The 19038-nt window shown below is 68.5% G+C and carries 18 protein-coding genes and 3 pseudogenes; 8 read left to right on the top strand and 13 right to left on the bottom strand.

Features of this window, described 5'->3' with window-relative positions; translation table 11 throughout:
• Window positions 1–806: 806 nt before the first annotated feature.
• On the top strand, window positions 807–1292 hold the full coding sequence (locus OHA98_RS22165) for a hypothetical protein (RefSeq protein ID WP_266928481.1): 486 nt from the start codon (window positions 807–809) through the stop codon (window positions 1290–1292).
• A gap of 91 nt (window positions 1293–1383) precedes the next feature.
• Here OHA98_RS22165 and OHA98_RS22170 read toward each other — a convergent pair.
• A pseudogene (locus OHA98_RS22170) lies at window positions 1384–1772 on the bottom strand (IS5/IS1182 family transposase); the annotation flags it as partial.
• A gap of 232 nt (window positions 1773–2004) precedes the next feature.
• Entirely contained in the window at window positions 2005–2397 is a 393-nt protein-coding gene (locus OHA98_RS22175) for a hypothetical protein (protein WP_266928482.1), read from the bottom strand.
• A 195-nt stretch (window positions 2398–2592) separates the two neighbouring features.
• Between OHA98_RS22175 and OHA98_RS22180 the strand changes: the two genes are divergently transcribed.
• The 3 genes from OHA98_RS22180 to OHA98_RS22190 all read left to right on the top strand — a co-directional run bounded on the left by OHA98_RS22180 (window position 2593) and on the right by OHA98_RS22190 (window position 4376).
• Window positions 2593–2751 (top strand): hypothetical protein, encoded by a 159-nt coding sequence (locus tag OHA98_RS22180; protein WP_266928483.1) that lies wholly within the window; start codon window positions 2593–2595, stop codon window positions 2749–2751.
• Between the two features lie 435 nt (window positions 2752–3186).
• Window positions 3187–4137, top strand: coding sequence for a MerR family transcriptional regulator (locus OHA98_RS22185; protein WP_266928484.1), 951 nt, complete (start codon window positions 3187–3189; stop codon window positions 4135–4137).
• A gap of 17 nt (window positions 4138–4154) precedes the next feature.
• Entirely contained in the window at window positions 4155–4376 is a 222-nt protein-coding gene (locus OHA98_RS22190; protein ID WP_266928485.1) for a hypothetical protein, read from the top strand.
• A 117-nt stretch (window positions 4377–4493) separates the two neighbouring features.
• Here OHA98_RS22190 and OHA98_RS22195 read toward each other — a convergent pair whose 3' ends face one another.
• On the bottom strand, window positions 4494–5708 hold the full coding sequence (locus OHA98_RS22195; RefSeq protein WP_266922784.1) for an IS110 family transposase: 1215 nt from the start codon (window positions 5706–5708) through the stop codon (window positions 4494–4496).
• 693 nt (window positions 5709–6401) lie between these two features.
• Here OHA98_RS22195 and OHA98_RS22200 point away from each other — a divergent pair.
• On the top strand, window positions 6402–6782 hold the full coding sequence (locus OHA98_RS22200) for a hypothetical protein (protein WP_266928486.1): 381 nt from the start codon (window positions 6402–6404) through the stop codon (window positions 6780–6782).
• Here OHA98_RS22200 and OHA98_RS22205 read toward each other — a convergent pair.
• Together OHA98_RS22205 and OHA98_RS22210 are read right to left on the bottom strand one after the other, a co-directional pair.
• The gene (locus tag OHA98_RS22205) at window positions 6731–7117 is read right to left on the bottom strand and encodes a hypothetical protein (protein ID WP_266928487.1); all 387 of its coding nucleotides are present in this window, start codon (window positions 7115–7117) and stop codon (window positions 6731–6733) included. The genes OHA98_RS22200 and OHA98_RS22205 overlap by 52 nt on opposite strands.
• A 228-nt stretch (window positions 7118–7345) precedes the next feature.
• Window positions 7346–8821: an FAD-binding oxidoreductase gene (locus OHA98_RS22210; protein ID WP_266928488.1), complete on the bottom strand. Its 1476-nt coding sequence runs from the start codon at window positions 8819–8821 to the stop codon at window positions 7346–7348.
• A 283-nt stretch (window positions 8822–9104) separates the two neighbouring features.
• On the opposite strand from OHA98_RS22210, the pseudogene OHA98_RS22215 reads away from it, so the two are divergent.
• Window positions 9105–10358: pseudogene (locus OHA98_RS22215) on the top strand (transposase); the annotation flags it as partial.
• 58 nt (window positions 10359–10416) lie between these two features.
• Here the strand turns inward: OHA98_RS22215 and OHA98_RS22220 are convergent.
• Window positions 10417–10785 (bottom strand): hypothetical protein, encoded by a 369-nt coding sequence (locus OHA98_RS22220; protein WP_266928489.1) that lies wholly within the window; start codon window positions 10783–10785, stop codon window positions 10417–10419.
• Between the two features lie 282 nt (window positions 10786–11067).
• Here OHA98_RS22220 and OHA98_RS22225 point away from each other — a divergent pair, with 282 nt between their 5' ends.
• Entirely contained in the window at window positions 11068–11994 is a 927-nt protein-coding gene (locus OHA98_RS22225; protein ID WP_266928490.1) for a hypothetical protein, read from the top strand.
• 575 nt (window positions 11995–12569) lie between these two features.
• Here OHA98_RS22225 and OHA98_RS22230 read toward each other — a convergent pair.
• The 4 genes from OHA98_RS22230 to OHA98_RS22245 all read right to left on the bottom strand — a co-directional run bounded on the left by OHA98_RS22230 (window position 12570) and on the right by OHA98_RS22245 (window position 15685).
• Window positions 12570–13343 (bottom strand): GNAT family N-acetyltransferase, encoded by a 774-nt coding sequence (locus tag OHA98_RS22230; RefSeq protein WP_266928491.1) that lies wholly within the window; start codon window positions 13341–13343, stop codon window positions 12570–12572.
• 96 nt (window positions 13344–13439) lie between these two features.
• Complete coding sequence (locus OHA98_RS22235) at window positions 13440–14501, bottom strand: GNAT family N-acetyltransferase (protein ID WP_266928492.1); 1062 nt, start codon at window positions 14499–14501, stop codon at window positions 13440–13442.
• Between the two features lie 515 nt (window positions 14502–15016).
• Entirely contained in the window at window positions 15017–15367 is a 351-nt protein-coding gene (locus OHA98_RS22240) for a DoxX family protein (protein ID WP_266928493.1), read from the bottom strand.
• Between the two features lie 12 nt (window positions 15368–15379).
• Window positions 15380–15685: a hypothetical protein gene (locus tag OHA98_RS22245; protein ID WP_266928494.1), complete on the bottom strand. Its 306-nt coding sequence runs from the start codon at window positions 15683–15685 to the stop codon at window positions 15380–15382.
• 106 nt (window positions 15686–15791) lie between these two features.
• Here OHA98_RS22245 and OHA98_RS22250 point away from each other — a divergent pair.
• A pseudogene (locus OHA98_RS22250) lies at window positions 15792–16303 on the top strand (LysR family transcriptional regulator).
• Window positions 16304–16335: 32 nt separating this feature from the next.
• Here OHA98_RS22250 and OHA98_RS22255 read toward each other — a convergent pair.
• From OHA98_RS22255 to OHA98_RS22265, 3 genes are all read right to left on the bottom strand, one after another.
• A complete protein-coding gene (locus OHA98_RS22255) occupies window positions 16336–17220 on the bottom strand; it encodes a trans-aconitate 2-methyltransferase (protein WP_266928495.1) in 885 nt (294 codons plus the stop codon).
• Between the two features lie 88 nt (window positions 17221–17308).
• The gene (locus OHA98_RS22260; protein WP_266928496.1) at window positions 17309–17650 is read right to left on the bottom strand and encodes a co-chaperone YbbN; all 342 of its coding nucleotides are present in this window, start codon (window positions 17648–17650) and stop codon (window positions 17309–17311) included.
• Between the two features lie 102 nt (window positions 17651–17752).
• On the bottom strand, window positions 17753–18775 hold the full coding sequence (locus OHA98_RS22265) for an NAD(P)/FAD-dependent oxidoreductase (protein ID WP_266928497.1): 1023 nt from the start codon (window positions 18773–18775) through the stop codon (window positions 17753–17755).
• Window positions 18776–19038 lie beyond the last annotated feature (263 nt).

Genomic DNA, 19038 nt, shown 5'->3' on the forward strand with positions numbered 1-19038 from the left:
AGCCCCTCCCAAGCACCCCCTGAGGCAACACCACCATCGCCTCTCATTTCCTCCACCCACACCAGACCTTCCGGCCCCGGGTGCGGAAGCAGCCCCCCAGCGGCGGCGGCCGGTGAAGCCGCCGCACCCGCCAGAGCAAAAGCCGCCGCTACCGCTACAACCATGCTCTTTCCCGTACTTATCACGTCTGCTCCTTGGAAGGCCCGATGAAGCAGACAGTGTGGCGCGAGAGAACTCAAGACGCATGAGTACACATACTCATGCACTTACCACCCGTGCGGGTAGGAGCGGTTGGGCGTTTTGGCCAGGCCATGCCGAGGCTGGGCGGGGCGGCGCGGCTGCTACGGATGGTGATGGTCGCGACAGGCACGGTGATGCCTCCAGATCGGTGGTATCGATAGAAGTCCCCATTGCGCTACGGCATTTCGCCGAGGAATGTCGGGCAGGAGTGGGCGTGTCAGTGAGGGCGTTCAGCATGCCGGTGCGGATGGGAAGAGGCCAGCTCTGCGGCTCCCCATCCGACGGATGAAATTCGACGGACCTCGACGCCGATTACACGAAGGTAGTGTCCTGGCCATGATTGCCAACGTGCGTAGCTACAAGAAGAATCAGGTCTCCTAAGAGCTGTCCCGTAATCCGAGGTCATCACGGCAATCGGTCGGTTCCAAGACAACTACAAGTTCAAGCGTGTTACTGCGGCGCTCGACGAGATCGACGACTACACCACCGACGTCTGGTTTGTCGATGGCGACCTGCACATCTCCGGCGACCTCGACCTGACGGGCGAGAGCGTCTACCTCCTGGTCGTGCTCGGCGATCTGGTCGTCGACGGCGCGTACGGCGATAGCGACGATCCCGGGTCCTTTCTGCTGGTGACCGGCAACATGCGGGCACGCGACGTGGTGACCGCCGACTGGCTCCAGGTCCACGGCAATCCGAGCACCGATCGGCTCATCGGCGACTACAACCACTACTCCGCCCACATCGGCGGCGACGTCCATGCCCGGCTCTTCTGTGGCGAAGAACATCACTTCACCATCGGTGGCGCGCTCATCGCCAACGCGGTGATCGGTGAGCCGCGCCTGGAGATCGTGACTCCACCGACCGTGATCGAAATCGATGACACCCGCATGCTGAAGCATTTCGACCGCGACCTACTGGACGTGTACGGCGACGAAGACGATGACGGCAACGTCATCAGCTGCGTGGACGGTTTCGACTACTTCAGCGAGCTGAAGCGGCGCGTCAATGCAGGTCTGCCGCTCCGCACCACGGCAACACGCGACAGCTGAGCCTTCACCGCCGCACCGGATGGGGCCGGGCTTGTTCGCCACCAGGTGCCGGTCGCGTCCGCCGCCTTCCAGGCAGAGGCCCGAGACCGTTGAGGAGGTCCAGGGTCGGGGCCGGGAGTGGCGAGTCGTGGCGGTTGGCCCCGGCCAGGACACGACCCAGGGGGATGCCGTAGCCGTCCACCGTGCCGGAGCGTTTCAGGCCCTGCCTGCCCTGCCTGCCCCGGTCAACCGGCGAGCGCCCCACGACCTCACCACCGCCCGGGCCTTGGCGATGCATCCGTCGACGGCGACCTGGTCCAGGACCAGCCCCACGATCCGGTCGTACCCCTGAAGCGCGAGCTGTCTCAGCCGGGCCAGGACACCCAGCCGGATCCACTCGTCGCGGCGGGTGCGGATCGTGGTGGCCGAACACGTGGGGTCGGCAATCGCCTGGCAGGAACAGCTGAACCGCAGGTGCTGCAGCAACTTGTCGAAGGCGACCCCTCACCGACACTGTGGCGGTAGAGGCCTTCCCGGCATCCGGCCCGTGAAGGCCGGTAGGGTCGAGGGGGCGGGCAGTCAGCCTTTTCCGACCTGAAATTGCAGGTCACGGGGCTGGCGTGGGACGGGAGCGGGGTGCTCGGGCTGGTCGGGTCCTCGATCGACGGCATGTGATGGTCCGCCAGTGGAAGAATTGCGCTGTCACGCGGATCGTGCTGCTCTCTCGCGTGACCTACCAGTACGTGGCCGGTCCCGTGAGGACCCAGCCGGCGTCGGTGGGCCTGACCCAGAAACCCAATGCCACCTCGATTACCTGCGCGCGGTAGGTGATCTCGACATAGAAACTGCTGCCGGTGTGGCCCCAGTGGAAGTCCGCGAGATCGAGTTCACCGAGCCAGGACAGGTCCTGCTCCCACTCGTCGGCAGCAGGACTGCCGCTCGCCCCGTCCTCGATTGCACTTGCCTCGACGGAACCGGTCCACAGCGACTTGAGCACATGCCGGACCGGGTGGTGATCGATGAGCTGCTCGGCCTCAGGGATCCTCCCGGCCCGGAGCAGGCTGAAGTAGCCGCGAACGACCGCTTCGACATCGGTCTTGGCAGGGCGCTCCGTCCAGATCTCCACCGCGAGATCATACGAGTTCGGTGACGCCACTGAGCGGTTTCGCGCTGGACATCGTGGGCGGCGGGGCTGGGTGCTTCCCCCGAGCACGCCACGCCCGTCCCACGCCAGCTCCGATTCTGGCGCCGCTCGGGGGCTGGCCGCCCCAGCGGGCTGTATCTCGGCTGCCTCCTGGCCCTCCTCTCATACACTCAGCCGATGGAGACAGCACTGATACTCGGCGGCAGCGGGGTCGCGCTGCTCTTCTTGAGCATCTTCGCCGTGGTGCTGCTGTGCGGGCGCCGAGTGCGGCGCGGCCGGAAACTCGGCCGCTACCCATACCGCGCCAAGCCCAACGGCACCTACGACAACTCGTGATAGATGGGTTTTCGACCAAGCGAAACGTCTCCACCAGAGGCTTCGCATGCGTGTTTACCCGTCCGGCAGTTCACGCTGAGGCTCACGTCGTGTCCAGCGTTCTTGAGGGCGAGGCCGTTGATGTCTGGCTGCGGTGCCTGGCCGTCGGGGGTGGGGGAAGAAGTCGTGGTCGTCCTCAATTTGGCCTCCGCCACGCCGTGGTCATCCTCCTGACCGGACTGCTCACCCGCACCTGAACCGGCCACCAACGCGGTGACCGTGCGGTGTGGACACCCCCGCCCCGCGGCGACACCGTGCCCTTCCGTGGCGGCATCGGCCAACTCGACGTCCAGTACACCCACATCATCGTCGCGGATGCCGAATCCCGTGAGCGGACTCGGCAGCGATTCGGGGCTCGGTTGAGTCTCCCGTGGGGGGAGACCTCAAGCTGGGGACATGGACAGCGACACGCTCTATTCCATCGGAGAGCTCTCCCGCCGGACCGGCCTCACCGTGAAGACCATCCGGTACTACTCCGACCAGGGCATCGTCCCGCCGACCGAACGGAGCCATGCGGGCTACCGGCTCTACGGTCTCGACGCACTGGCACGCCTGGATCTGGCCCGCACGCTGCGCGATCTCGGGCTCGGCCTGGCGACAGTCCGCAAGGTGCTCGACCGGGAGGCGTCCATACCGGAAGTCGCCGAAGCACACGCCGACGCCCTGGACGTACAGATTCAGACCCTCCGCCTGCGCCGGGCAGTACTGCGAACAGTCGCCAGAGGCTGCCCCACCACTACAGAGATGGACCTCATGCAGCGACTCGCCACACTCTCCCGGTCCGAACAGCGCAGGCTGGTCAACGACTTCATCGACGACGCCTTCGAGGGCCTCGAAACCAACCCCGAGTTCGTGAACCTCATGCGGTCCGCCCTGCCCGAACTCGCCGACGACCCCACGCCGGAACAGGTCGGGGCCTGGGTGGAACTTGCCGAACTCTGCCAGACCGCAGACTTCCGTACCGCTGTACGGCGCCTGGCGGTGGAGCAGGCGGAAGAACCCTCCCAGCAGGACGTCAACGGCCTGCACGACGGCCTCAACCGAGCGGTACGGGATCGACTCGACGAAGCAGTATCCGTCGGCATCCTCCCCGCCTCCGCCAAAGCCCCACCCCTCTCGGCCTCACTGAGCGGTCTCTACGGCCACGCGTTCGAGCGTGTCGGCGACGGCGATCTGCGCCGCTGGCTCCTCGCCCGCCTGCAGATGACCGTCGACCCACACGCCAAGCGCTACTGGCAACTCCTGGCGACGATCAATGGATGGTCCGCGTCACCGACGCTCGCTCCCGTGTACACCTGGTTCACCACCGTTCTCTGCGGCACTGGTGCCTCGGCGGCGAAGACTTGAGCTTCGGAAGGCATCGCGTGAAGTACGACATCTTCCAGACTCTCGGTGTGGCTCTCCTCGTCCTCGGGGGGCAGGGAGCGATCCGTCAGCTCGTCGACCACGACAACGCCGGGCTGCTCGGCCGGCTGCCGGGCGGATTCGCGGCGAGCATCACCGTCTACGTCGTCGCCGTCGCCATCGGCGCTGCTGTTGCGGGCTGGGCACGCGGCAAGGCGAAGGCAATCGGGCAAAGAAGCTGACGGGACGTGGGAGAAGGGTCGCCGAGCGGACACTGCGGGGAGGAGGGAGTCGTGGGGGGGGTGTCTCTATGTCGTTCGTCAAGGATGTGGCGCCGGGTATGAGGCTGTTTGGGATGGTTATGCGGCGAGGGTGACGGTGGGGGTTCGAGACTCGTAGAAGGTGCCGTCCCGGAGCATGGCGAAGAGGACACTGATGCGTTGACGGGCGAGGCGGAGGAGGGCTTGGGTGTGGGTTTTGCCGCGGGCGCGTTGCCGGTCGTAGTAGGTGCGCGAGGCCGGGTCGGCGTTCATGCAGGCGAATGCGGAGAGGAACATGGCGCGTTTGAGCTGCCGGTTTCCGCCTCTGGGTGCGTGTTCGCCGTGGATCGAGGTCCCCGACGATTTTGTCGTCGGGGCGAGGCCGGCGTAAGAGGCGAGGTGGGCGGCGCTGGGGAAGCCGGTGCCGTCGCCGACGGTGACCAGAAGGACGGCGGCGGTCCTGACTCCGACTCCGGGCATCGAGGTCAGGACCGGATGAAGAGGGTGGGCCTCCAGCAGGGTGCTGATCTGGGCTTCCAGTGCCCGGCGCTGGTCATGGACCGCGGCGAGCGAGGCGGCCAGCGACGGGATCACGATGTCGAGGGTGCCCGTGCCGGGAACAACGACGGTCTGCTCGTCGAGAGCGTCGAAGACCTCGTCGATCAGCCTCTGCGCCATCCGCGGGGCCTTGGGCCGGATCAGCTCGACGAGTCTGCGGCGGCCTGCTTTCCGCAGGGCGGCCGGAGATCCGTGGCGTTCCAGCAGCCAGGTGACGGCCCGGTGGTCCAACCGGGGCCCCAGCACGCGCTCGAGGCTGGGGTGGAACTGGGTGAGCAGGCCGCGTATCCGGTTGGAGGTCCGGGTGGCCTCGGCTGCGAGGTCCTGGTCGAAACCGGTCAGGACCGTGAGCTCGGCGGTGATCTCGTCGGTCAGCTCAAGCGAACGCAGGGTGTGAGGCATCGTCCGGGCCGCGTCCGCGATCACCGCCGCGTCCTTCGCGTCCGTTTTCGCCTCGCCCGGATACAGATCAGCGATTCGGCGCATCGCGAGTCCGGGCAGGTAAGCGACCTCGCAGCCCGCGTCGCGGGCGACGGTCAGCGGCAGGGCACCGATGGACGCGGGCTGGTCCACGATCACCAGCACAGTGCCGAACTTGGCTTTGAGCTTGTCGAAGACGGCCCGCAGCTTGGGTTCGCTGTTGGGCATCGGCTTGTCGAAGACCTTCTTCCCGGCTGGGGTGAGCCCGTGACCGTGATGGGCGGTCTTGCCGACGTCCATCCCGAGGAAGACGCCCACGCCTTCGGTGTCGAACATCGCACCCTCTCCAGGTCGTTGACCGTGCCGGCCTCGGCAGTGGCACCGTGCTCGCGCATCCACGTTATGCAGACCTGCCGCCCACGTCTCTGCCCGGCATTGCGCCGGACCGGGCGGTGGCCGGGTCTCTCATCAGCGTCTCCGACGGCACCCCCAGGCCCGGCGACACCACCCCCCAGGTCATCCGTTCGACAGAGGGGACACAGTCATACCGGGCCCGGAGGCCAGCGGCCCCATTGCAGGACCGCGAAAAACATAACAGGGGGATCGTCGGCGCCGCGCGCGGTCGGTACGTGTTCGGTGGGCGGACAAGAAGCCACTCCCGGGCAACGACGCACCCACAGCTGATGGTTCGTCACACGATTCTGTTGATGTGTGACGCATGGGTACTACCTGTGTGCTGATCGAGCCGTTGTCGCCGCTGTGGCCGGAACGGTCGCCGGAATCGTTGCCGCTGTCGGGCCGCATTCTGCCGCCGCACCCGTCGCCCACGCCGCACGTGAGGCGTCGGAAACGAGGCACCCGGGCCCAAGCCCCTGGCGCGGAGAACTAAGGCTTCGCGATACGGCCCCTGGCATCGTCCGTACTTGAGCAGCACACAAACCCGCGCCTCCCGCGACCGCGACTGGTTCGCGGGACGCGCGCTCCCAACAGGAGGAAGTCATCACCACCACGAACAGGCGTGTCGCAGCGATGACGGTCAGCGCCGCTGTGGTCCTCACGGCCCTCACCATCCCTGCGCAGGCCGCCGATACCGCCGGCAGCGGCACAGAAGCGGTGTCCTGCTACGGCAGTGCCCGCTCGTACTCGGCCGAAGCGGGTTCCGGTCCGGGCGACAACGCGCACTGGCCCAACCGCGGCCACTGGACCAGTGTCCTGGGCAACTGCAACGACATCAATATCAAGACCAACTCCACCCGCTCGGTCAGGGTCTGCACGCACAACAAGTGCCACGGGTGGGTCAAGGCCACGAAGGGGGTGTGGACGGTCATTTTCACGAACTCGACCCCTGACGCCGAGTACTACCTGCAGTTCGACGGTGTGAGCACCAACAGCGGGTGGATCGCGGACTGATCAGTACGGGGTGCCAGCGGTTCACCCCCGCCCAGCCGTACCTCCCGGTCGGCATGGACGGCCCCGGCACTCCCCCGCTGGGTGAAGGTGAGGTCGTACAGCTCCGGATCGGACTGCTGGATCAGTCTCGGGGTACGGTGCGAGCGAAGCGGCGGGCAGTCGAGGACGGACACCCTCACCGGCCCCAGGCCCAGCACCCGTAGCGTCGCCCGGAAGTCGTCGGCTTGATCCGACTCGACCTTGTTGGGCGCGTGGCTCTCACACGCCATCTCCCGCCAGCACTCGAACCGGTCGGCCTCGGACAGCGTCTCCCAACGGAAAACCGCCTCGATCATCTGTATCCCCCGGCCTGGAGAGCATCTCATCGGTGCAGGCCAGCACCTCCAGCAAATCCGCAGGAAGCCCCGAACACAAGGGGCCGCAAGCGCACCGGCGGTCCAAGGACCCTCACGCGGAGGCAGCGCAGCCGGGCACCCGGGCGCGGTTGTCGGAGGCGTTGGCGTACGGCGGGGAGACTCCGCCAGAGCGCGGGACCGTGCCGCCGTCCCCGAGGCGGGGCACGATTACGGGGCGTGGGCGCGCTCGCGGCGGGCCCCGTGCGAGGCCGCCAGTTCGGCGAGAGCCTGACCGGTGGTCTCGTAGGCGAGTGGGGCGAGGTCCGGGGGCGGGACGTAGCCGTCGGGCATGGCCGCGTAGGCACGGTCCATGAGGCCGTCGTAGGAGTCGGCCAGCGCTTGGGGCCAGGCGCCGGTCAGCGGTGGCCTCATCCGGGCCTCCGCCGCGAGCGCCGCGTGATGCGAGGCGGCTTCCGCCGCCGCCTCCTTCATGGTGAGGTCGGCGATGAGCTTCCGGCACGGCGCGAACGCGGCCAGGGGTCCCGGCAGCGGGACGGCCGGTCCCGTGGGGGCGAGAAGGGCGTCGGCGAGCAGGGTGGCGATCAGCGGGGAGGCGTGCAGCCCGTCGCGGTGCGTACCCGACGCCACCCACAGGCCCTCGCGGAGGGTGGGGCCGATGACGGGATGACCGTCCAGGGTCAGGGGACGGTTTCCGTGATGTGTGCGTACGACCCCGGCGCCGGCGAGACGGTGATCGAGCTGGCTGAGCGCGGCGTCGAGAAGGAAGCGCAGGGCGCCGGCAGTGGGATGGGCAGTGGGGGCCAGGGCCGGGTGGGCGCTGGCTCCGAGGTAGAGGGTCCCGTCGGCCTGCGGGACGGCGTGCAGGCCGCACGCGTACGCCCGGTTGGGGGTGCGGACCACCGAAGGCCACGGCTCGGAACCGGTAACCGTCACCGCGGTCCCGGCCGCGGCCAGAACGGGTACGACCGGCAGGTCGGGATCGAGGGCGTCGAGGATCGGGGTGGTCCAGGCCCCGGCCGCGACAACCGCGCGCGGGGCCCGGAAGACACCCGTGGGCGTGTCGAGGAGGTAGCCGCCGCCCGGAGCCGCGGTGAGCGTGCCTGTCGGAACGCGGATCATGTTGGACGGGGCCGTGAGGGCTGCGTCCAGGGTGGCGAGCCAGACCCTGGCGTCGAGGAAGCCCTCCTCGGGCAGGTGCCAGGCGCGCAGCGCACGGTCGTTGTCCAAAGGCCGGTAGCCCGGGATGTCCGCCGGGTCGGTGTCGTGGCAGGCGAGACCGTGCTCGGCCGCGGAACGGGCGACGGCGGCGAACGAAGCGTCGTCCAGACCGGAGGAGACCGCGTTCAGGACCATGAACGTGCCGGTCCTGTACCCATCCCGTTCCGGAGCCATGGCCCCCGCTCGGGCACGGACCTGCTCCCGCCAGGCCGGCCACCTCCCGGCCGCGGCGACCGCGAGTTCGATACGGAGCCGGCCGTGGGGTGTCCGCACCCCGAGATCGGTGACTTCCCCCGACGCGCCGAGCATCGCCCCTGCCGCACTCGATGCCGCCCCACTGCCGCTACCGGCTTCGCCGGCCAGCACCACGCGGATTGACGGCTCCGCCGCGGTGAGCGCGAAGGCCAGCGAACGGCCCACTGCTCCCGCACCGACCACCAGCACATCGACACCCTGCACAGCCACGCCCACACTCCTTCGCGTTGTCCAGCCCGGACCCCGCCCCGGGGCGTCGCACGCGGGACCACGGTTGGTGGTGACCGCACGGTCCGGACCTGGGCACACATGTCATCCAGCCACTGCGGCACAGCTCGATCAAGACGACTCCCGACCGCCCCTCCCAGATCCACCCGTGCGGCTCCCCCGGCATACGGGACGCTGTTGGTCAATTCGGAGCTCGGCGTGACGTCGGCCTTCAAGACCTGGTTGTGGTCTTGAAGGCCGACGTTGTTGTATGGGATGGGTGCCGATGTCGATGCAGCCGACGGAGCCGGGAGACGTTCCCGCTGAGACCCTGCGAGTGGCGCGGGCTGCCTTCCCGAAGGGAAGTCTGGCAATCCGCATCCGGGACGAGCTGGGGGTGCTGTTCCGCGATGAGGAGTTCGCAGACCTGTTCCCCGCGCACGGTAGGCCTGCGTGGTCGCCGGGTCGGCTCGCCATGGTGTTGGTTTTGCAGTTCGTGGAAGGCCTGACTGACCGGCAGGCCGCGGAGGCAGTGCGGGCGAGAATCGACTTCAAATACGCGCTCGGACTGGATCTGACCGATCCGGGCTTCGACTTCTCGGTGCTGTCGGAGTTCAGGGACCGTCTGGCCGGGGTGGATGCAGGACGTCGGCTACTGGACGGCATCCTGACCGCGGCCCGGGGAGAAGGGCCTGCTAGCCAGTGGTGGGAAGGCACGGACCGACTCCAGTCATGTCTTGTCCACGGCTCGGGAGCTGAGTTGGCTGGAGATGGTGGCGGAGACGTTACGCGCCGCGCTGAACGAGCTGGCCCTGGTTGCCCCGGGTGGCTGACCGGGGTCGCCGCCCCGGATTGGTTCCGGCACGACGCAACCCGGGCCGAGGATTCGAGGTTTCCCAGGTCTCGCTCCAAGCAGGACGAAATCGGCCGGCGGATCGGCGCCGACGGCATGCGGCTGCTCCAGGTTGTGACCGCGTCGGATGCGCCCGGCTTGCTGGGGTCTTTGCCACCGGTGGAGATCCTGCGGCAGATTTCGATCCAGCACTTTCACCTGGTCGAGGGCGAGGTGCATCGCAGGGACCCAAAAGACCGCTCGCCTGGCTCAAAACGCCTGGTCACCTCGTATGACTCCGAGACCCGTACCGGCTCCAAACGGGACCTGGACTGGGACGGATACAAGGTCCATCTGACCGAGACGTGCGGCCCTGGGGACGTGCGTCTGATCACGAACGTGGCCACCACCGCCGCTGCGGTCAATGACGACCGCATGGCCGCGGTGGTCCATGCCCGTCTGTCCCAGCGGGAGCTGCTACCTGAGGAGCGCTGGGTCGACACTGGCTACGCCAACAGTCCCGCCATGGTTGCCGCCCGCCGCGACTACGGGGTTGAGCTGCACGGCCCTCTCCAGGCGGTCAACAGCGTCCGGTCCTCGCGCGGTGATGGTGCTTACGGCCAGGATGCCTTCACCATCGGCTGGGATAACGAGCGCGTGACCTGCCCGAACGGTCGCTCCAGTAGATCGCGGGCCGTTTACAGCTCATAGCGGCGGATGCCTGTGCTCCGGGTTGGTTTCGCAGAGAGCGAGGGCTGAGCAGTGCTCACGGATTGATCGCCCCGAAACCCCTTACAACTTTGCCGATGTCGGATGGCCAATTGGGCCTGTATCGGGCAACGAAGTCGGCGAAGTCCTCGCACAGGTACTGCGGGTCAGAGGGCTTCAGCCGTATCTGCTGGTGACCGCTGTGCACCCACCAGACCTCGAAATCGGTCACTGTTCCCTCGACAGGCCAGTCCTCGCTTCGCCTACGAGGCAAGAGCACGACGTCGACGAACCCTCCGACACTGAGGCCAATGTCCACGAAGACACCGATCGCCCCCGGCCTGGGCACCCGGACGACAGTGCCCGTGAAGACCTGACCGAAGCGCAGCTCGCCTTGCACTCGCTCCCACTCTGCTTCCGTCACCACTTACGCATCCTCGCACCTCAGCCCCGGCATGGACAGGAGAGCCCGGTGCGAGCTTCAACTCACGCCGGGCTCAACATCTGAATTCGCCAACAGCGTCATACGGCCGGGGCGCGGCGCGATCAGTGGGCTTCCGGTGCGATTGCCGAGGCACGAACCTGTTCACTCCCCGCGACGCCCGCATCCGATCCGTGGGCCCAACGCGCGGACCGGATGCCGCCCGCCCACTGAATGTCCGAAGGGGCGATCCGGGCTTCGGGCGCAGACCCTCCGTTCTCCTCGGTGATGGCCTCCGGGGACTTGCCACTGCCGTGCCGCGGGGCGGCCGACGCCGCCTGCTTCGCCTTCGGCCGTATCCGTCCGAGGTGCTCGCGCGACTGCTCTTCGCTCATCCCCAAGACCGATACCTCGTCCGATCGGCGGGCTTCCTCGCGTTCGCGGGAAGGACATCGCCACGGATTCGACACGGCCAAGGACAACGCCGCGCCGGACGGCCCGGCGGGATGGGGTCAGAGCCGGAAGGTCCGTACGGCGAAGGTCTGTCCGGCGACCGACGGCCAGCTCGCCCAGCTCGTCCGCGGCCAGGGTTGGCGCGTCGGCCCCGTACGGCAGGCCGACGGCGGTGGATACCACGCGCAGTGGCAGGGGGCCCTTGCCGCAGGTGCGGAGGACGAGGTCGATGCCGTCGGCGGGCGGGGCCGCGTAGCTGCAACTCCAGCCCAGGCCGCTCCCCTGTCGCTTCGGTCCGCCGGTGAGCTGCGCACCCTCGACGGTGACGTCGAAGATCTGGTGGGCACGGGTGTCGGCGTGTACGGCGATGGTGTGGGCGTGGGCGACGAGGAGGACCCGGCCGGGGGCTTCCTGCCGGGAATCGTGGCGTGGATGTTGGAGACGGAACCGACCACGGCCGGGCTGTCCTCGGCGTCGGAGGGGGCGACCCGAGTCTGGACCTCGGGCCGCAGACCCACCTTCCGCAGCTCACCGACGAGATACTCCCGTACGTCCGCCTGCGCGGCCGAACACGCCGGGTGCGGCACCTTCCGCGACTCCGCCGAGCAGGGCAACGGCACGGGACGCCGAGAATTCACCGACGGGGGCGGAGACCGGCCGGGGCTCGGAGGCGCGCAACGGCTGCGTGGCCGCGAAAGCGGTGAGGAACAGCAGCAGGAGAGCGGCCAGGGCCGGTATCCGTCCGCGTATCTCGACCAGTAACTGCGCCGATTGGCCTCATAGTTGGAGTGGAGTATGGGCGTGGGGCCGTGCGCACCGGGATGCCGCGCCGACCGTGACGATTCGCTCGGCGCCATGGCGCTCACCGGCGTGGTCGCGGCCGGAGCCGACCGGCACCGGCCGGTGCGGGAGAGTGTCTCGGCAACGGCGAAGCCGCCCGACAACGGTTTCGGCGGCCCTGCGCGATCAGCGTGGGGCCGCCGATCCCCGGGCGCGGGTTGTGCAAGTCCACGGCATTTGCCCGGTGTTCGGTCGGCATACGGGCGAAACCGCATCCGGGAGAGCCCCGCGGGCCGGGCCGGGCCTGCCGCGGTACCCGCGTCGCCCCTGTCCCCGCCAGGCTCCTATGACGTCCGGTTCCGATAAAGCCCGGCTCCCTCGTCCGCCCCGGCCCGATCCCCCGCGGGCTCGCCCGGGTGTGGCCCGTCGTCCGGGCCACACCCGTTTCGCAGATGTGCCGTTGCCAGGCTTTCGCCCTGCCGGTCCGTAGATTCCCGGGCCCGCTCCGACCTCGTGTGCGTGGACGTCGCTCCGTGCCCGGAAGCGGGCGGACAGTGTTACGCGGCGGATTCCGGGGAGACGATGTCCCAGGTTCCGAACAGGGTCAGGCCCGCCGATCCGGCCGCCGCCACCGAGGCGTGGTTGTCGAGCTGACAGCGGTACTGGGGCTCGTGGCCCCGCGCGAGGGCGTGCCGGGAGATCGCGCGCACGAGGCGGCGGGCGTGTCCCTTGCCCCGGTACTGCGAAAGTGTCAGTACTCCGAGATCGGCCAGTGGCGCGTCGTTCCACGGGTACATGCTCGCCACGCACACCAACTGCCCGTCCTCGAACGCCCCGTAGACCGCCCAGTGATCCAGCTCGACGGACGCGTCGTCGAGATCCTGCTCGGACGCCGCTTCCTCGAACTGTCCGAACACGTCCGCGTCGGCATCAGTGAGTGGACGGATCGAGGGGCTGTCCGGTTCGCCGAGCAGATTCTCCCGGGCCTCATGGGTGAAGTAGAACAGGTTGTCGGCGCCGTGCAGTGAGATTCCGGCCTTCTCCAGCCGCTGTCGGAAGCCGGATTCGTCGACCGGCTGACCGTCTTCCAGGCCCACCGCCCCGGCGACCGCGGGGGTGAGCAGGACGCGCGTCCTGCCCTCGGTCGTCGTGAGGATGGTAAGCCGTTCATCCTCGTCGAGCGCGGTGTCGACGGTGACGCTGAAAGCGCTGTCGCCGTGGAGGAGCCGGCTCGTGGGGGAAGGTACCAGCCAGAAGTCGGTGATGGCGGAGGGGAACATGTCGGGTGCTTTCTGCTCGTTGTGGTCGGGCGGCCGGGCGACGTGCCGCACGTCGTACCGGGGGAAGTCCTCGGTGTGGAGTTTCCTTGGCTGCGGCGCGTCAACAGCCGCTGGATGTAGTCCTGATGGGCTTGGTTCGGGGGCAGGTCAGAAGCGTTTGACGAGGCTGATCGAGCGGTCGGTGACGGTGAAACCGAGACTCTGGTAGAGGCCGAGGGCACCGGTGGGGCTTTCGGCGTCGACGTCGAGTACGGCGTGGTCGAGGCCGTCCGCCCGCAGCGCCCGCAGCACGTGGGCCAGCATGGTGCGGGCCAGCCCTTGTCCCCGCGCGTCCCTCCGTACGCCGACGGCCGTGATGTAGCCGAACGAGACGCCACGCAGCGGCCACTCGTCCGGCTCCACGTCGACGAAGACGAACCCGACGACACGTTCGCCCTCGTGGGTGTCCGGGGTGACGGCGAGCAGGGACAGGTCGGAACGGAACGCTTTGAGCCGGTCACCGGAGGCCCATTCGGCGGCGGTCACCGGCTGGCTGCCCCAATGGTCGCGGAAGGAGTCGTTCATCGCGGATCTGGCCCGCTCCGTCCACTCCTCGCCGTAGGGCACGAGCCGCACTCCCTGGGCGGGCGGCGGCTCGGCCGGCGGCACCCTGAGATCGCGCTCCAGCTCCAGCCACCACCGGGCACGCTCGTAGCCGTGCTCCTCCAGGAGCCGGATCGCGGGAGTGGCGTGGTCCTGCGCGCCGGCGGCGAGCCAACCGGGCAGGGTCGCATCGCTTGCCGCGAGATGCTGAAGGCCCCGGGCCTCCTGCCATGCCAGCAGGGCTGTGCCGATGCCTTCACCACGGCGGTCCGGAGCCACCGTTCCGTCGAGTCCGACCCAGACGATCGTCTCCTGGGCCGCCGGGGCCATGGCCGAGCCGAAGGCGACGGCCCGACCGGCGGCATCGACGGCGATCACCGCGTCACGCTCGGGGTCGAAGACTTCGCTGCCGAACTCCTCCTCCAGCGCGTCCCTCGTCACCAGCGAGCGCGGATGGTCGATCTTTCCGGCGGCAAGCGCCAGGTCGAGGATCAGGCCGATGTCACCAGGGCTGGCAGGTCTCCAGGTGAGCCCGTCGCCGACCGTGGGCAGCTCGACGGTTGACGGAGCGGTCACCCGGTCGCACAGTGCGCTGAGTTCGGGGTGGTGATGTGCGGTCCCACTCACGGGAGGTCCTTTCTCGGTGCTGAGCACACGCATTCCGGGGCTGCTGTGGCGTTGGGTGGGGGAAAGGTGCGTTGGTGCTGGTGACCGGCGATGGTGTGCCCTGGAAAAGGGCCGTCCAGTGCGTACGATCGCAAGGGGGCCGAAGGTCTTTGCAGCGGAATCACCAAAGCTTTCGGTCAATGCCACGAGCGAGCGTGCGCAGGTGCCTGCCGGACAACGCGACAGGGCACAACTCGCCGGTCACCGGCGTCCCATGGAGGACCGCCACTGCCACTGCCAGTCCGTTCCGACTGCACCCGCTGCCGCCGATCGTATCGACCGAAAACTGCGAAAAGAACTGGTTAAATCCGTGCTCCATGTGGTGACGGTTCGTCGGGCCGCTCACGGGGGCGGAATGCGTGGTGTCCATCCCACTGACATCTGAGACGAACACTTGCCGGGTGCTTCACGAAAACCGGGCCGACCCGGCGGAGTGGGCAGCCGCAAGATCTGCCCGTCGGCCACGAACAGCCACATCACCGAGTGAGAACGAGTCCGAGAGAAGCGACGGCCATCACGAGGTAGGCACCGGGAAAGACGATGTTGTGGAACACGCGGGCACGGAAGTGGGCGGCCATGGCGCCGACGAAGAACAGAACGAGGCCGATGGCGGCGGCGGTTCCGACAGCCCGAACGCCCAGGAGTCCGACAGCGAGCCCTGCAGCCCCAGCGGCTTTCAGCGTGGCCAGCACCGGGAGCCAGGACTGCGGCAGATTCACTTCGGCCGAGTTGGCGAGAACGAAATCGGCCTTCGCGAAGTCCGCGACGGCGATCCCGGCAGTGGCCGCGATCGTGATGACGGTGACGCATATGTAGGCGATATGCATGGCATGAGCCGTTCAGGAGAGGATGCGGTAGGAACCGAGGACGTCGAACGGCTGTGGTGTCGTGCCTGTCCCCACAGCCCACTTGGCCACGGTCGCTTGCAGACGACGCGCCGCCCCAACGCCTGGGAGAGGATTCTCGATCCCCTCGTCGAGGTCCGGCAAGGCAACGAATCCGGCAGTGCCGGCGTGCCGCAGATACGCGTACCGGATGCCTTCCGGCCGCTGCTCCTCCACTGCCGTGAACGCCGCCTCAATCGCATCGACAACCTCCGCGACACCTTCATCGGCCACCTGGTGGCGAATCATCAGAACAGTCATGGCACCGCCCTGTTCATTTGGCTTGGTGAGCTGCTGCTCATGTGCTGTGTTCACTCTCGGCGAGCCCCGGTCTTGCGTCCAATACCTGCATCCATAACCTGATGGCATGGATGTCGACACCCGGCTTTTGCGCTACTTCGCCGCCGTGGCGGAGGAAGGAAGCCTGACCCGGGCCGCGAAACTGCTGTTCGTTTCCCAACCGGCGCTGACCAGACAGATCAAGCAGCTGGAGACCCAGCTCGGCATGCCGTTGTTCACCCGGTCCCGGGCCGGCATGGCCCTGACCGAACCGGGCCGGGCCCTGGTGGCACGGGGGCCGACTGCGGCCGGCCACCGATGAACGCGAGGGCCATCCGGTCCGTATCGGCGCCGTCACCGACCAGCCCGACGACTGGCTCAGCGCGATCGCCAACGGCTACGGCATCGCTCTCGCCCCCGAATCCTCCGCCCGTTTCTACGCCCGCCCCGGCATCGTCTACCGGCCCGTCAGCGGCGTCAGCCCCCAGCCAGGTCGGCGTCGCCTGGGCACCCGCCGACGACGCCAACCCCATCGTCCAGGACTTCGTCCGCTGCTGTCTGGACAGCAGACCACTCGGGCCCGGCGGAACCCTCGCGTGATCCGGTACCGCGGCCGGCCTCCGGCTGCAGAACTAGAAGCTGCGGCATGAGCGGGCCGTGTGGACAGTGGTGGCCGTGAGGTAGAAGGCGTCCGGGCGGCCGAGGATGCCGGTGCATGTGTCGCTGTCCGCCAGATGCTCCAGGGTCGCGCGGTCCTCCGGATCCAGTCGGTCACCGATCTGATCGCGCAGCCGGATCAGGTGCATCTGCAGATGCTCGCGCGCCGGCATTCCGAGGGGTGACGGGAGGTCGGTGAAGAAGCTGCGTGTCCCGCTGGGGATGAGCCCCGCGCGGGCCAGCATGGCCGGCCAGTCCTCCACCGTCCTGACCGAGCCGGGCAGTCGGTCGCGCATGTCGCCGAAGGCATCCTCCGAGGCGGCGTCCAGGCGGGCTTGCAGGCCCGGACGCCCCATGCCGATGTCACGGGGCAGAAACCGCGGGGGCAGCCCGCTTCCCGCGACGGCAAGGAGCCCGCCCGGCCGCAAGCAGCCGGCCACGGAGCGCAATGCCGCTTCCTGATCCCCGATACGGCAGAAGCCGTTCCGGATCCAGATCAGATCCGCGGAATCCGGCGAGCCGAAATCGCCCGGGGATTTCCTCAGCCGCGTGACGACGCGGCTTCCCATTCCTTGGGCCGCCGCACGCGAGCGGACCCTCTCCAGGATGCCCGGCGACTGGTCGACAGCGACAACCTCGGCGTCCGGAAACGTGTGTGCCAGCAGACACGTGACCACCCCCGGCCCGCTGCCGATGTCCAGCACACGGTGGACCGGTGTGCGTCCGCCACCGCTGGTCCGCAGCAGATCCCGCAACCAGTCCATCGTCCGGGCGAGGGCGGGAGCGTGCAGACCTGCCTCGCGTTCCCGGTGCACACCCAGCACGTCCCACTCGATGTCCTGACCATGATGTGAGTCCATGAGTCCTCCAGTTCCAGCAGCACGGACGGCGGGCACCACCTGCCCGGCCCGGCCACCGCCGCGCCGAACAGGAGATGCGCACCGGGGCTCAGCGAAGGAAGGGGCCGAGGCTCCGTTCCAGCAGGGGCTTCGGGGCGGCGCCCGTCCACGCCTTGGCGGGAGCGCCGTCGGCGTAGACGACGAAAGCGGGGATCGAGGAGATCCCGTGCCGGTCCGCCAGTGCGGGCTCCTCATCGACGTTGACCTTGACGACGTCCAAGACGCCCGCCTGCTCGGCGGCGATCTGCTCGACGATGGGCGTGACCCTGATGCACGGCCCGCACCACTCGGCCCAGAACTGGATCAGGACGGGGCGCTTCGCCTCCAGCACGCGCGTGGGAAATGTCTGCTCGGTGACGCTTTCCACGGAACCTGCGGGCTTTACCGCCATGATGAAACTCTCCCTTGTTGGTGTGTTCGTGATTGCATGTGTACGGCTTCCGGCTGGCCGGGGCCGCGTCTGCCGGGGGCCGGCCGGCTCAATGACCGGTGGTCAGTCGGACGCGGCGCCTCGTGGGGCCGGCCGCGGCACATACCGCGGCTCCCGGGGCGAAGGGCCGGCGTCCTTCACCGCCCGCTCGACGTCCTCCTCGACCAGGTCATGATTGAGGGCGAACGCGGCCGCCGCGCCCTGCCCCGCAGCGGTGATCACGAGCGCTTTCGCATCGGACACGTTGCCGACCGCCCACACCCCGGACACACTGGTCCGGCCCGCATTGTCGGTGGTCACCCAGCCGTTGAGGTCCCGCTCGCACCCCAGACCGGTGAGCAGGGAGTCGTGGGGCACCATGTGCGGGAAGACGAACACTGCGGAGCGCGGGACGACATGCCCCTCGGCCAGCTCGACCCCGCGCAACCGGTCGTCCTCGGTCACCAGACGCTTGACGGTCCCCCCGGCGACGACGATCCCGCGGGCAGCCAACTGCTCGCGCTCCCGCGCACCCAGGTCCAGGGTGTGCGGGAAGAACACGACGTCGTGCGACCACTGCCGCAAGAGCAGCGCGTGCCGCACCGCGCCGGGGTGGGTACCCAGCACCCCGATCGGCTGGTCGCGCACCTCGTACGCGTGGCAGTAGGGGCAGAACAGCAGGTCCCTGCCCCACCGCTCCCGCACGCCGGGGATCGCGGGGAGCTCGTCCCGCAGTCCGGTGGCCACCACGACCCGGCGGGCACCGAGCACCGCACCACCGTCCAGACGGACGGAGAAGCCTGGGTCGATCTGATCCACACGGCTCTCGAACACGTCCACCCCGTAACCGGCGACCTCGGCCCGGCCCACCGCCAGCAGGTCGGCCGGGGACATCCCGTCCCGGGACAGGAAACCGTGCATATGCGCGGCGGGAGCGTTGCGCGGCCCGCCCGCATCCACCACCGCGACCCGGCGACGCGCCCTGGCCAGAACCAGAGCCGCGCTCAGCCCCGCCGCACCCCCGCCCACCACCACCACGTCGTACACGCCCCCGTCAAAAGTGGCGCTCCCCGTACTGTCCCGCACATTGTCCGTCGTACCGCCCATGGCGATCACCTCCACCCCGAGCGTGTACCACCGGACAACAGGCCAACAAAAAGCCTTGCCAATATCGCAAACCCCCACCACCCGACACGTGAACCACCAGGCATCGGGCACAGGCGACGGACCCGATCACGTACGCCCGCGAACGATTGACGCCCGGTCCCGCAGCGGTGTTCTGTCCTCGGCCTCGTCGGCCGAGGACAGAACACTGCTACGCCGTGCGGTGGCTGCCGTCGCGTCGATGTGTCTGCCTGCGGTCGGGTTGC

The sequence above is a fragment of the Streptomyces sp. NBC_00654 genome (genome assembly GCF_026341775.1).
In the GTDB taxonomy this organism is placed as follows: Bacteria; Actinomycetota; Actinomycetes; order Streptomycetales; family Streptomycetaceae; genus Streptomyces.

What these genes read in the sequence shown, in the direction of transcription:
- OHA98_RS22180 (WP_266928483.1), top strand. Translation starts at nt 2,593, where the DNA reads ATGGAGACAGCACTGATACTCGGCGGCAGCGGGGTCGCGCTGCTCTTC.
- OHA98_RS22185 (WP_266928484.1), top strand. Translation starts at nt 3,187, where the DNA reads ATGGACAGCGACACGCTCTATTCCATCGGAGAGCTCTCCCGCCGGACC.
- OHA98_RS22195 (WP_266922784.1), bottom strand. Translation starts at nt 5,708, where the DNA reads ATGTTCGACACCGAAGGCGTGGGCGTCTTCCTCGGGATGGACGTCGGC.
- OHA98_RS22200 (WP_266928486.1), top strand. Translation starts at nt 6,402, where the DNA reads ATGACGGTCAGCGCCGCTGTGGTCCTCACGGCCCTCACCATCCCTGCG.
- OHA98_RS22205 (WP_266928487.1), bottom strand. Translation starts at nt 7,117, where the DNA reads ATGATCGAGGCGGTTTTCCGTTGGGAGACGCTGTCCGAGGCCGACCGG.
- OHA98_RS22225 (WP_266928490.1), top strand. Translation starts at nt 11,068, where the DNA reads ATGGCCTCCGGGGACTTGCCACTGCCGTGCCGCGGGGCGGCCGACGCC.
- OHA98_RS22240 (WP_266928493.1), bottom strand. Translation starts at nt 15,367, where the DNA reads ATGCATATCGCCTACATATGCGTCACCGTCATCACGATCGCGGCCACT.
- OHA98_RS22245 (WP_266928494.1), bottom strand. Translation starts at nt 15,685, where the DNA reads ATGACTGTTCTGATGATTCGCCACCAGGTGGCCGATGAAGGTGTCGCG.
- OHA98_RS22255 (WP_266928495.1), bottom strand. Translation starts at nt 17,220, where the DNA reads ATGGACTCACATCATGGTCAGGACATCGAGTGGGACGTGCTGGGTGTG.
- OHA98_RS22260 (WP_266928496.1), bottom strand. Translation starts at nt 17,650, where the DNA reads ATGGCGGTAAAGCCCGCAGGTTCCGTGGAAAGCGTCACCGAGCAGACA.
- OHA98_RS22265 (WP_266928497.1), bottom strand. Translation starts at nt 18,775, where the DNA reads ATGGGCGGTACGACGGACAATGTGCGGGACAGTACGGGGAGCGCCACT.